Genomic DNA, 12,914 nt, shown 5'->3' with positions numbered 1-12,914 from the left:
ACTCCCTGTTCAAACTGACCAGCCTCAACCTCAACGGCATCCGCTCGGCCGCCGTCAAGGGCGTGGAAGCCTGGATCGCGGCCACGCGCCCGGATTGTATTTGCGTGCAGGAGATCAAGGCCCAGGCCGCCGACCTGGAGGGCCGCTTCGAGCGGCTGGCCGGGCTGCAGGGGCATTTCCACTTCGCGCAGAAGAAGGGCTACTCGGGCGTGGGCGTCTATTCGCGCCACGAACCGAGCGACGTGATCGCGGGCTGGGGCGACGAGGAATTCGACGCCGAGGGCCGCTACGTCGAGCTGCGATTCGACACGCCGGCGCGCAGGCTGTCGATCATCAGCTGCTACTTCCCGAGCGGCTCTTCGGGCGAGGAGCGGCAGCAGGCCAAGTACCGCTTCCTCGCCGGCTTCCACCCGCACCTCATGCGGCTGAAGGCGGCGCGCGAGTTCATCCTCTGCGGCGACATCAACATCGCCCACCAGCAGATCGACCTCAGGAACTGGCGCAGCAACCAGAAGAACAGCGGCTTCCTGCCCGAAGAGCGCGCATGGATGACAAGACTGTTACATCTCACTGACGAAGGCGGCGGCCTGATCGACGTCTACCGCCAGCTGCAGCCCACCGCAACCGACGCCGCCTACACCTGGTGGAGCAACCGCGGCCAGGCCTATGCCAACAACGTCGGATGGCGGCTCGACTACCACCTGGCGACCCCCGCCACCGCCGCCCTCGCCCGCAGCGAGCACATCTATAAGACGGAAAAATTTTCCGATCACGCGCCCATCACAGTCGACTACGACTTCCGCCTCTGACCTGGGGGCCGCCGCAGGCGGCGCTGCGGCGCCCTATACCGCATTGAGGGTATGCGGTGTCAAAAAGTGTTGCGGCGACATGGTTTGTCTGCATACTGCCGCCGTTCCGGTAGCGGACAGGCGGAGCCATCCGCACGTCCGGCATGGAAACCGCATGGCACGCGCCGCCGCGGGACGATCCGACCGGCGCCTGCGCAGAGTCCCTGTCAACGCAACCTTTTCCTGAGGTCCCCTTATGTCGAATAGCCTGCAACACTGGGTGGGACGCAACCGTCCCCCCCCGCGTCCAGATCACCTACGACGTCGAGATCGGCGACGCGGTCGAGAAGCAGGAACTGCCGCTGGTCGTCGGCGTGCTCGCCGACCTGTCGGGCCAGCCGGCCACGCCGCTGCCCAAGCTCAAGGAGCGCCGCTTCGTCGAGATCGACCGCAACAATTTCGACGAGGTCCTGGGCAACATCGCCCCGCGCCTGGACCTGTCGGTGCCCGACACGCTCAAGGGCGAAGGCAACCTCCGGATCGAACTGAACTTCGGCAAGTTCGACGACTTCCACCCTGAAGCCATCGTGGCCCAGGTGCCCCGCCTGGCCAAGCTGCTCGAAGCCCGCCAGCAGCTGCGCGACCTGCTGGCCAAGCTCGACGGCAACGACGAGCTCGACGACCTGCTCGAAAGCGTCGTGCAGAACACCGAGGACCTCAAGGCCGTGCGCAGCCAGGCCGAAGCCGACCAGCCCGCCGCCGCACCGGCCGCTGCCGAGTCCACCGAAACCGAAGCTCCGGCCGCCTGACGCGGCCCTTCTTGTCCGATCAATCCGCCGGCGGCCTTCGTTGACGACGCCCCGGCATACCCGTACATGGTGAAAGAGATGGCCAAATCATCCCAGGCCGCTGGCAGCAGCGCAGCAGCAGCAACCACGGTCACGACCAGCGAATCCGGTCTGCTCGACCGCATCCTTGAGGAAGGCAACCTGGTCTCCGAGCCTTCGCAGCGCCCCTACGCGAAAAAGCTCATCGGCCAGCTGGCCTCGCAGATCCTCGACGAGGACATCAAGACTGCCCCCGGCAAGGGCGTGGTCACGCTGATCAACGAGCGCGTCGCCGAGATCGACCGGCTGCTGACCGACCAGCTCAACGCGATCCTGCACGACCCCGCCTTCCAGCAGCTCGAAGCCTCCTGGCGCGGCCTGCGCGACTTCGTCAAGGGCACCGAGACCGGCCCGGGCCTGAAGCTGCGCCTGCTCAACGTGACCAAGAAGGACCTGCTCAAGGATCTGGAGACCGCCGTCGACCACGACACCAGCGTGCTCTTCAAGAAGATCTACGAAGAGGAATACGGCACCTTCGGCGGCCACCCCTACTCGCTGCTGATCGGCGACTACCAGTTCGGCCGCCACCCGCAGGACGTCGCCCTGCTGGAGCGCATCTCGCGCGTGGCCGCGGCCGCGCACGCGCCGTTTATTGCCGCCGCCGCGCCGGCCCTGTTCGACTTCAAGTCGTTCACCGAACTCGGCATCCCGCGCGACCTGTCGAAGATCTTCGAGAGCGCCGAGCTGGCCGCCTGGCGCGGTTTCCGTGAATCGGAAGACTCGCGCTACGTCTCGCTGGTGCTGCCGAGCTACGCCGCCCGCCTGCCCTACGGCGTCAAGACCGTGCCGGTCGAGAGCTTCGCCTACGAGGAGGACGTGGACGGCACCGACCACCACAAGTACCTCTGGGCCAACGCGGCGTACCAGCTGGGCCTGCGCATCACCGACGCCCACGCCAAGTACGGCTGGTCGACCGCGATCCGCGGCGTCGAGGGCGGCGGCAAGGTCGACGGCCTGGTGGCCCACACCTACAAGACGGACGAAGGCGACATCGCCCTGAAGACGCCGACGGAAGTGACCATCACCGACCGCCGCGAGAAGGAACTGAGCGACCTCGGCTTCATCGCCCTCGTCAACTCCAAGGGCTCCAACTCGGCCACGTTCTTCGGCGGCCAGACGCTCAACAAGCCCAAGGTCTACGACAAGGACGCGGCCAACGCCAACGCCGCGGTCTCGGCCCGCCTGCCCTACGTGCTGGCCGCTTCGCGCTTCGCCCACTACCTCAAGGTCATCGTGCGCGACAAGATCGGCAGCTTCCAGACCCAGGCCGACCTGCAGAAGTACCTGAACAACTGGGTGGCCAGCTACGTGCTCGTGAGCCCCTCGGCACCGCCGGCCCAGAAGGCCCGCTTTCCGCTGAGCCAGGCCCGCGTCGACGTGACCGAGGTGCCGGGGCGCCCGGGCGCCTACCGCGCCGTGGCCTTCCTCAAGCCGCACTTCCAGCTCGAAGAGCTCTCCGCCTCGATCCGCCTGGTGGCCGACCTGCCCGCCGCGGCCGCCTGACCGCCCGCGCCTCCCCAACAACCCCTTCACAGACCGCAAAGCAGTACATCATGCCTATTTACGTCAAGCTCCCGAACATCAAGGGCCAGACCCAGGTCAAAGGCTTCGAGGACCAGCTCGAGGTCTATTCGTTCCAGTTCGGCGCCGGGCTCCACGTCACGCCGGGCACGACCAATTCCGAGCGCACCGTCGGCACGGCCAGTTTTTCCGAAGTCACCCTGACCCGCAACAGCGACTCGGCCACGCCCCAGCTGCTCCAGCACCTCGCCGCCGGCGAAGTGCTGGCCGGCGACACCATCGTCACGTTCGTGCGCGAAGACAAGGGCGAGAAGCTGCCGCTGCTCATCGTGACACTGACCGACGTCATCCTCAGCACCGTGTCGATCTCCAGCGGCGGCGACCTGCCGTCGGAGACGATCGCGCTGAACTACGCCGTCATCAAGGTCGACTACACCAAGCAGAAGGAAGAAGGCAGCAAGGAAGGCGTGGCTCCGTTCGGCTGGAACATCTCGACCAACGAATCGGCGGCCTGACCATGACCGCCGGCGCCGAGCGTGTCTGAACTCATCCGCGGGGCGGTGGCGCCCCTGTTCGACCGCCTGGCGTCGGATCCGCCGCAGTCCGGGGACTCCGGGCTCGCGACGATGGAGTCCATCGAGGAGTCCATCGGGCCGGGATCTCCGGCGCCTGTTCAACACCCGCTCGCCGCTGGCCCCCGCGGACTATGCGCAGGGACCGGCGACTGTGCTGGAGTACGGCATCCCGGATCTGTATTCCTTCGGAACGCAGAACGCCTACGCACTGCGCCAGCTGGCCCACGGGCTGAAGCTGGCGATCGAGCGCTACGAACCCCGTCTGAGCGACCTCGCCGTCGAGGTCGTTGCGACACCCCGGCAGGCCGAGACGGCCTCGGTGCGCATCGACGCCCGGGTCCGCATCGGCACCGAGCTGCGCCGCGTGAATTTCGAAATGCTCCTCGGCCTGCCCGACAGCCTGATGCGAGTCGACTGACCGTGTCCGATATCCAGCACAGCGACCTTCTGCAGTACTACAAGCGCGAACTCTCCTACCTCCGGGGGCAGGGCGCGGATTTCGCACGCCGCTATCCCAAGGTCGCCGCGCGCCTGGCGCTGCACGGCGCCGAATCGCTGGACCCGCACACCGAGCGGCTGATCGAGTCGGTCGCCTTCCTGACCGCCCGCGTGCACCGCGACCTGGACCAGGAATTCCCGCAGATCGCCCACGCGCTGCTCGACAACCTCTGCCCGTCGCTGGTGCAGCCGCTGCCGTCGATGTCGGTGGCGCAGTTCAGCCTCGACCCGGCCCAGGGCAAGGTGACCGCCGGCCTGCGCGTGGCGCGCCACACGCTGCTGCACGCGCGCACCACCGGCGGCGAGCAGTGCCGCTTCCGCACCGCCTGGGACAACGTGCTGTGGCCGCTGCGCATCACCGGCGCGGCGGTCGACAGCGACGCGGTGCTGCACCTCACGCTGGCCGGCGACGCCGGCACCGACTTCTCCGAGCTGGAGATCGACCGACTGCGCATCCACCTCCAGGGCGACTGGATGACCACCATGCCGCTGTACGATGCGCTGGCCGGCGGCGTGCAGTCGGTCGAGGTGGCGCCCGAAGGCGCTGTGGCGCAGTGCCTGCCGCCGCACGCCTGGCGCGAATGCGGCTTCGCCGACGACGAGAACGTGCTGCCGCTGCCGCCCCACGGCCAGCCGGCCTACGGCCTGCTGCAGGAGTACTTCGCCTTTCCGCGCAAGTTCCACTTCTTCGAGGTCCGCGGCCTGCGCGGCCGGCTGGGCCGCGGCACGACCGCCGGGCTGCGCCTGCGGCTCGACCGCCCGGCGCGCGTGCTGCGCCATGTGGACACGTCCCACTTCCAGCTCGGCTGCGTGCCCATCGTCAACCTGTTCCCCCGCGTGAGCGAGCCGGTGGCGGTGGACCATCGCCACTACGAATACCTGCTGATGCCCGACCGGCAGCGCGATGCCTTCACCGAGGTGCATTCCATCGCCGGCGTGGCCGCCTCCGACCCCGATGCCGAGCGGCCGGTGGACGTACCCTCGTTCGCCGCGCTCGGCCACATCGACGCTGCAGCCGACGCCGTGTTCTGGAGCGCGCGGCGCGAGCAGAGCCTGCGCGAGAACATTCCGGGCACCGACGTCTTCCTCTCGTTCGTCGACCAGCAGCACGCCTGGAGCCGGCCGACTCAGCCGATCGTCTATGCCCACCTGCTGTGCACCAACCGGCGCCTGGCCGAGCAGGTGCCGCCGGGGGCGCGCCTGATCGCCGAGGGGCCGTCGCAGCCGACGCAGGTCCGCTGCCTCTACGAGCCCACGCCGCAGCACGATCCGCCGCTGGGCAGCGAGTCGCTCTGGCGGCTGGTGTCGCTGCTCACGCTCAACCACCAGTCGCTGGTCGACGGCTCCACCGGCCGCGAGCAGCTGCGCGAGATGCTGCTGCTGTTCGCCTCCGACAGCCGGCGCGACCATGCGCAGATCCGCGGCATCGCCGGCCTGTCGGCCCGCGGCGTCACCGCCCACGTCGGCACCGAAGCCTGGCGCGGCTACTGCCGCGGCACCCAGGTCACGCTCGACTTCGACGAGGACGCCTTCACCGGCAGCTCGCCGCTGATGCTCGCGGCGGTGCTGGCGCGCTTCTTCGCGCTCTACACCTCGGTCAACTCGTTCGTGCGGCTCGCGGCGCGCCAGGGCGGCGAGGTCCGGCGGCAGTGGCCGCCGATGACCGGCAGGCAGATCGTCCTATGACTGCATTGCCCAAGGACGGCGAAAGCACCGGAGCGCCGGCCTGGCTGCCGGCCGTCGAGCGCCTGCTGGCCCAGCCGCAGGGCTTCGACCTGTTCCAGGCGGTCAGCCTGCTGGAGCGCGCCGCGGCCGGCGCCGCCGTGCCCGTGGGCCGGGCGCGCGGCCCGCTGGAGCGCGAGGCGGTGCGCCTGCGCTCGCATCCCTCGCTCGGTTTCGAGCCCAGCGACGTGAGGGCGGTCGACGGCCCGGCCGCCACCGGCGAGCCGTTCACGCTGACCACGCCGGTGCTCGGCCTGGCCGGCGCGAACGGGCCGCTGCCCGTGGCCTTCACCGAGCTGGTGCTGGAGCGCCAGGCCCGGCGCGACCATGCGACGGCCGATTTCGTCGACATCTTCAACCACCGGCTGCTGGCCTTCCTCTACCGCGGCCGCGCCAAGCACCAGCCCGCGCTCCACGCCGGCGCGCCCGCGCAGTCGGCGCTGGCGGCCACCATCGACGCCAGCAGCGCCCTGGGCCTGCGGGCCGGCGAGCGCGCGCCCGACGGCTCCGCGCTCTGGCTGCGCCATGCCGGGCTGCTCGGCGGCACGCCGCGCTCCATGGCGGGGCTGCTGGTGCTGCTGCGCGAGCGGCTCGGCACCACCGTGCGCGGCCGGCAGTTCGCCGGCGGGTGGCGCGAACTCGACGCGGCCGACACGCCGGCGCTCGGCGCCCGCGCCGGCGGCCCGCGCCTGGGCCGCGGCGCGGTGCTCGGGCGCCGCGTGTGGGACCAGGGCGCCGGCATCCGCCTGGGCTTCGACGGCCTGGACCGCCCGCGCCTCGACGCGCTGCTGCCCGGCGGCACGGACCACGCGCTGGCCGGCTGGCTGGTGCGCCGCTACCTGCCGCAGGACCTCGACGTGCAGCTCGAACTCACGCTCGGCGCCGGCGAGCCGCGCGGCATCCTCCTGGGCCGGGCGCAGCCGGCGCGGCTGGGCTGGACCTCCTGGCTCGCCGGCCCCGCCCACCGCGGCAGCCTGCCCGCCGTCCGCACCACGCTGGCCCGCAGCCCCGCCGCCGCCTGACAACGCATCGCATCGACCAACGCCATGGACATCGACATCCGCACCCTGCTCGGCCGGCTCAATCCCGAAACCAAGCGCGCCATGGAGCAGGCCGCCGAGCTGTGCGTGCAGCAGACCCACTACAACGTGGACATCGAGCACCTGCTGCTGCGCCTGCTGGACAACGACGCGCCCGACCTGCGGCTGATCTTCGCCCGCTTCTCGATCCGGCCCGACACCGTGCAGAACCAGCTGCAGAAGACGCTGGACACCTTCAAGCGCGGCAACGGCCGCACGCCCTCGCTCTCGCCCGACCTCGCGCCGCTGTTCCAGGAGGCCTGGCTGCTGGCCTCGATGATCCTGGGGCAGCAGCTCATCCGCTCGGGCACGCTGGTGCTGGCGCTGCTGGAGGTGGACCGCCTGCGCGGCCGGCTGGTGGACACGGTGCCCGCACTGCTGCAGATCCCGCGGGCCACGCTGCGCGACGAGCTGCCGCACCTGCTGACCTCGTCGTCCGAAGATACTCCCGACGCTACAACCCCGAAACGCGCGCAGGCCGGCCGGACCGAGGGCATACCCCCCGCCATTGAGGCAACCGGCGGGGCGCTGCCGCAGATGCCGGGCGGCCGCCGCGGCAGCTCGGCCACGCCGTCGCTCGACCAGTACACGGTCGACCTGACCCAGCAGGCGCGCGACGGCGCGATCGACCCGATCCGCGGCCGCGACGCCGAGATCCGCCAGATCGTCGACATTCTGCTGCGCCGCCGCCAGAACAACCCGATCCTGACCGGCGAGGCCGGCGTGGGCAAGACGGCCGTGGTCGAGGGCTTCGCGCAGCGCGTGGTGCAGGGCGACGTGCCGCCCGCGCTGCGCCAGGTGTCGGTGCGCTCGCTCGACCTCGCGCTGCTGCAGGCCGGCGCCGGCGTGAAGGGCGAGTTCGAGAACCGGCTCAAGTCGGTCATCAGCGAGGTCAAGGCCTCGCCCACGCCGGTCATCCTGTGCATCGACGAGGCCCACCAGCTGATCGGCGCCGGCGGCAGCGAGGGCCAGGGCGACGCGGCCAACCTGCTCAAGCCGGCGCTCGCGCGCGGCGAGCTACGCACCATCGCCGCCACCACCTGGGCCGAATACAAGAAGTATGTGGAGCGCGACCCGGCGCTCGCACGCCGCTTCCAGGTCGTGAAGGTCGAGGAGCCGGTCGAGGTGGTCGCCATCGACATGCTGCGCGGCATGGTCGCCACGCTGCAGCAGCACCATGGCGTGGAGATCGCCGACGACGCGGTGCGCGAGGCGGTCAAGCTGTCGCACCGCTACATCTCGGGCCGCCAGCTGCCCGACAAGGCGATCAGCGTGCTCGACACCGCCTGCGCCCGCGTGGCCATCGGCCAGAACGGCGTGCCGGCCGAGCTCGAAGCGGTGGCGCGCGACATCTCCGCCGGCGAGAACGAGCTGCGCGTGCTGCGCCACGAGGCCGCCACCGGCGCCGAGCATGTGGAAGCCATCGCCGCGCTCAACACCCGCCCGGACGACCTGCGCGCGAGGCACCGGCGCCTGGCCGACAAGCTCGACGAGGAAAAGCAGGCCGTGGCCGAGATCGTCGCGCTGCGCCGGCGCATCGCGGACAACCTCAAGGACGACGCGCCACCGGCCGACGAGGAGAACGACCCGGCCCTGCTGACCGCCACGCTGCGCCGGCTGGAGAAGGGGCTGGAGGCGCTGCAGAACGACGAGCCGCTGGTGCCGGTGCACGTGAACGCCGCCGTGGTGGCCGAGGTGATCTCGGGCTGGACCGGCATCCCCGTGGGCCGCATGCTGGCCGACGAGCTGCACACGGTGCTGCACCTGAAGGACAAGCTCGCCGAGCGCGTGGTCGGCCAGGACCAGGCGCTCGACGCGATCGCGCGGCGCGTGCGCACCTTCCGCGCCGACCTCGACGACCCCGGCAAGCCCGTGGGCGTGTTCATGCTCGTGGGCCCGAGCGGCGTCGGCAAGACCGAGACCGCCTATGCGCTGGCCGACCTGCTCTACGGCGGCGAGCGCAACGTCATCACCGTGAACATGAGCGAGTTCCAGGAGGCGCACACCGTCTTCAGCCTCAAGGGCGCGCCGCCGGGCTACGTCGGCTACGGTCGCGGCGGCGTGCTGACCGAGGCGGTGCGCCGCAAGCCCTACAGCGTGGTGCTGTTGGACGAGATGGAGAAGGCGCATCCGGACGTGCTCGCAGTCTTCTTCCAGGTCTTCGACAAGGGCCAGATGGAGGACGGCGAGGGCGTGCAGATCGACTTCAAGAACACGCTGATCCTGCTCACGTCCAACGCCGCGCAGGACGTGATCACCCAGGCATCGCAGGGCGGGCGCCGTCCCGACCCGGAAGAACTCGTCGAGAAGCTGCGGCCCGAGCTGTTGAAGCAGTTCAGCCCCGCCTTCCTGGGCCGGCTGGCGCTGGTGCCCTACTACCACCTGGGCGACGAGCAGATCCGCGCGATCGTGGACCTCAAGCTCGGCAAGCTCACGCGCCGCTTCGAGCTGAACCACAAGGCCGTGTTCACCTGGGACGCGGCTGTGACCGACGCGATCACCGCGCGCTGTACCGAGGTGGACAGCGGCGCCCGCAACATCGACCACATCCTGGCCCATGCGGTGCTGCCGGAGCTGTCGCGCCAGGTGCTGGAGCGCATCTCCGAGGCCCGGCCGTTCGACGCGGTGCACATGAACCTGGGCGCCGGCGGCGGCTTCACCTACCGCTTCGAGTCCGCGGGCCTCTGACGACGACACCATGGCATTGCGCGAAGGCTATACCCAGGCGGGCTCGTTCCTCTCCGTGCGCACGGCGCTCGGAGACGACGTGCTGCTGCTCGACGCCCTGCGGGGCAGCGAGGGGCTGTCGGAGCTGTTCGCCTTCACGCTCACGCTGCGCGCGTCCTCGTCCGCGCTGGACGCGGCCGACCTCATCGGCACTGCGGCCACGGTCACGCTGCAGCGGCCCGGGGCCGCGGCCCGCACGATCAACGGCATCGTCTCGCGCTTCACCTACCTGGGCACGCAGGGCGACTTCGCGCTCTACACGGCCGACCTCGTGCCGCGCCTGTGGCTGGCCGCGCTGGGCCGCGACCGCGTGATCTACCAGAACCAGACCGGGCCCGACATCGTCAAGGCCGTGCTCGGCGACTTCGGCGTGGCCTTCGCCGACCAGCTCACCGGCAGCTACGCCGCGCGCGAATACTGCGTGCGCTACGACGAGACGGCCTTCGACTTCATCTCGCGGCTGATGGAGCAGGAGGGCATCTTCTACTTCTTCACCTTCTTCGGCGCCACCCACACCCTGGTGCTGGCCGACGACACCTCGGCCTGGGCCGACCTGGCCGGCACGCCCACGCTCAACATCTCCTCCGAGGTCACCGAACGCCGGCGCACCGAGGAGGTCACCCACTTCGCGCTGGAGTCGCGCCTGGTGCCCCGATCGCACCAGGTGGACGACTACAACTACCTCACGCCGGGCACCGCGCTGCTCGCCGCCAACGACGGCCAGGACGGCCGCGGCACCGACTACGAATACCCGGGGCGTTACCTCACCGTGTCCGACGGCGCGGCGCGCGCGCGCATCCACAACGAGGCCCACCATGCCGAGGCCGTGCTGGGCCGCGGCAGCAGCCACAGCCACTTCCTGACGGCCGGCGGCCGCTTCACGCTGGCCGGCCATCCGCGCGCCGCGCTCAACGCGCGGCACGTGGTGCGCCGCGTGTCCCACCAGGCCGACCGCGAGGACTACGCCAACCACTTCGAGACCGTGCCGCCGGCCACGCCGTTCCGCGCGCCGCGCCGCACGCCGCACCCGGTGGCGCTTGGCAGCCACGTGGCCACCGTGGTCGGCCCCGCGGGCGAGGAGATCTGGACCGACGAGCACGGCCGCATCAAGGTGCAGTTCCCGTGGGACCGGCTGGGCAAGAAGGACGCGCAGAGCTCCTGCTGGGTCCGCGTCTCGCAGATCTGGGCCGGCCAGGGCTGGGGCGCGCTCTACATCCCGCGCATCGGCCAGGAGGTGGTGGTCAGCTACGTCGACGGCGACCCGGAGCGGCCGCTGGTCTCCGGCAGCGTCTACAACGCCGAGCAGACCCCGCCCGTCGCGCTGCCGGGCGGCAGCACGCAGAGCACGCTGCTGTCGCGTTCCACCAAGCAGGGCACGGCCGGCAACGAGCTGCGCTTCGAGGACAAGAAGGACAGCGAGGAGCTGTACCTGCACGCGCAGAAGGACATGCGCGTGGAAGTCGAGAACGACCTGGCCACCAAGGTCCTCGCCGGCAACGAGACCCACACCGTCGCCAAGGGCGACCGCACCGTGGCCGTGGAGACCGGCAAGGAAGTCCACACCGTCCAGGGCACGCGCGAGGTCACCGTCACCGGCAACGAGACCCACACCGACAAGGCCGACTTCACCCGGGACGTGGCGGGCCACTACACGCTCAAGGTCCAGGGCAACCTGCTGATCGACGTGACCGGCACCGTCACGATCCAGTCGGCCCAGTCGGTGGACGTGAAGGCCGGCACCGCCCTGACCGCCAAGGCCGGCACCAACCTCGTCAACGACGCCGGCGTGAAGCTGACCCACAAGGCCGGCGTGTCGCTCGCCAGCGAGGCGCCCACCATCGACAGCAAGGCCCAGGCGATGCAGACCGTCGACGGCGGCGGCATGCTCGCCCTCAAGGGCGGGCTGGTGAAGATCAACTAGCCATGGCCCTGCCACCGCTCCCCGTCCACCCCGCCATCGCGGCCGCTGCCAAGGCGGCCGCGCCGCGCCCGCCTGCTGCGGCCATGCCCACGGCCGCGGGCGTGGAGAACGCCGCGGCGGCCGAGGTGCGCGACGTGGTCGACCCGGACGGCACGCTGCGCGCCCGCGCCAGCTTCGCCGGCGGCGTGGCCCACGGCCCGCTGACCCGCTACGGCCCGCGCGGCACGCCGGTGCTCGAAACCCCCTACGTCCAGGGCGAGCCCCATGGCATGATGCGCCTGTACACCGACGACGGCCGCATACTCCAGGAGTCACCCCGCCACAGCGGTTTAGCTGAGGGCGTTACGCGCACATACTCTCCTTCGGGCAGGCTCATGTTCGAGCAGCGCCATGTGCTGGGCGTGGCCGAGGGCGAGGCCGTGGCCTATGCCGAATCGGGCGACGCCACTGCCCGCCTGCCCTACCACGCCGGCCGGCTCGACGGCGTGGCCACCTATTACAGCGAGGCCCGCCTGGTGCGCCGCGAGACCTGGCGCGCCGGCCTGCTCGACGGCGAAGTCGTCGACTACGCCGCCAGCGGCAACTCGTCGCAGCAGGCGCTCTACCGCGCGGGCGTGCTGCACGGCCTGCTGCGCCGCTTCTGGCCCGACGGCATGCTGATGGAAGAGCTGGCCTACCGCAACGGCAGGCCGGTGGGCGCGCCGCGCCGCTTCGATGCCCAGGGCCGCGAGATCGGGGCCGACGCGCAGTCGCCGGGCTTCATGAAGAACCTGGAACGGTTCGTGAAGGGAGGCGGCTGAATGGGATGCCACGTCTGCATGGGCGCCACGCTGCAGTGCAGCTTCGGCGCCGCGCCCTCCTCGCTCGTGGTGCTGCCGGCCAACCAGGTGCTGACCAGCAACATGCCGGCGGCCAACATCATGGACAACAAGCCGTTCGTCAACATCCTGCCGTTCGGCACCTGCAACAGCATGTCCAACCCGGTAGTGGCCGCGGCCACCGCCGCCGCGCTGGGCGCGCTCACGCCCATGCCCTGCATCCCCGTCACCAGCGCGCCCTGGGCGGTGGGCGCGCCCACCGTGCTGCTGGCGGGCATGCCGGCGCTCAACGACAGCGCCAAGCTCATGTGCAGCTGGGGCGGCGTGATCCAGGTGGTCGCGCCGGGCCAGTTCACCGAAATGATCCCCTGAAGACCC

The 12,914-nt window shown here is 70.6% G+C and carries 10 protein-coding genes and 1 pseudogene; all 11 read left to right on the top strand.

Annotated elements, in window-relative coordinates; translation table 11 throughout:
- Nucleotides 1–5: 5 nt before the first annotated feature.
- The 11 genes and pseudogenes from GAK38_RS15590 to GAK38_RS15540 all read left to right on the top strand — a co-directional run bounded on the left by GAK38_RS15590 (nt 6) and on the right by GAK38_RS15540 (nt 12,908).
- Nucleotides 6–809 carry an exodeoxyribonuclease III gene (locus tag GAK38_RS15590; protein ID WP_325345706.1) on the top strand — a complete coding sequence of 268 codons (804 nt, stop codon included), beginning with the start codon at nt 6–8 and terminating at the stop codon, nt 807–809.
- Nucleotides 810–1,044: 235 nt separating this feature from the next.
- Nucleotides 1,045–1,597: pseudogene (gene tssB, locus GAK38_RS15585) on the top strand (type VI secretion system contractile sheath small subunit).
- Nucleotides 1,598–1,675: 78 nt separating this feature from the next.
- Nucleotides 1,676–3,178, top strand: coding sequence for a type VI secretion system contractile sheath large subunit (gene tssC / locus GAK38_RS15580; RefSeq protein ID WP_325345668.1), 1,503 nt, complete (start codon nt 1,676–1,678; stop codon nt 3,176–3,178).
- A gap of 50 nt (nt 3,179–3,228) precedes the next feature.
- Nucleotides 3,229–3,711, top strand: a complete 483-nt coding sequence (locus GAK38_RS15575; RefSeq protein ID WP_325345666.1) for an Hcp family type VI secretion system effector — start codon at nt 3,229–3,231, stop codon at nt 3,709–3,711.
- A gap of 25 nt (nt 3,712–3,736) precedes the next feature.
- Nucleotides 3,737–4,189 (top strand): type VI secretion system baseplate subunit TssE, encoded by a 453-nt coding sequence (tssE, locus tag GAK38_RS15570; RefSeq protein ID WP_325345704.1) that lies wholly within the window; start codon nt 3,737–3,739, stop codon nt 4,187–4,189.
- An 11-nt stretch (nt 4,190–4,200) separates the two neighbouring features.
- Nucleotides 4,201–5,955 (top strand): type VI secretion system baseplate subunit TssF, encoded by a 1,755-nt coding sequence (gene tssF, locus GAK38_RS15565; RefSeq protein ID WP_325345702.1) that lies wholly within the window; start codon nt 4,201–4,203, stop codon nt 5,953–5,955.
- Nucleotides 5,952–7,013: a type VI secretion system baseplate subunit TssG gene (tssG, locus tag GAK38_RS15560; protein ID WP_325345664.1), complete on the top strand. Its 1,062-nt coding sequence runs from the start codon at nt 5,952–5,954 to the stop codon at nt 7,011–7,013. The genes tssF and tssG overlap by 4 nt, the downstream gene beginning before the upstream one ends.
- Nucleotides 7,014–7,037: 24 nt before the next feature.
- Nucleotides 7,038–9,758, top strand: coding sequence for a type VI secretion system ATPase TssH (tssH, locus tag GAK38_RS15555; RefSeq protein WP_325345663.1), 2,721 nt, complete (start codon nt 7,038–7,040; stop codon nt 9,756–9,758).
- Nucleotides 9,759–9,768: 10 nt separating this feature from the next.
- Nucleotides 9,769–11,718, top strand: a complete 1,950-nt coding sequence (tssI, locus tag GAK38_RS15550) for a type VI secretion system tip protein TssI/VgrG (RefSeq protein ID WP_325345661.1) — start codon at nt 9,769–9,771, stop codon at nt 11,716–11,718.
- Between the two features lie 2 nt (nt 11,719–11,720).
- A complete protein-coding gene (locus GAK38_RS15545) occupies nt 11,721–12,518 on the top strand; it encodes a toxin-antitoxin system YwqK family antitoxin (RefSeq protein WP_325345659.1) in 798 nt (265 codons plus the stop codon).
- Entirely contained in the window at nt 12,519–12,908 is a 390-nt protein-coding gene (locus GAK38_RS15540) for a DUF4280 domain-containing protein (protein ID WP_325345657.1), read from the top strand. It begins immediately after the preceding gene.
- Nucleotides 12,909–12,914: the final 6 nt, after the last annotated feature.

The organism is Xylophilus sp. (genome assembly GCA_009914555.1).
In the GTDB taxonomy this organism is placed as follows: domain Bacteria; phylum Pseudomonadota; class Gammaproteobacteria; order Burkholderiales; family Burkholderiaceae_C; genus WNDY01.
The sequence above is the reverse complement of the archived record's forward strand: the minus strand, read 5'-3'. Positions and strand labels throughout refer to the sequence as shown.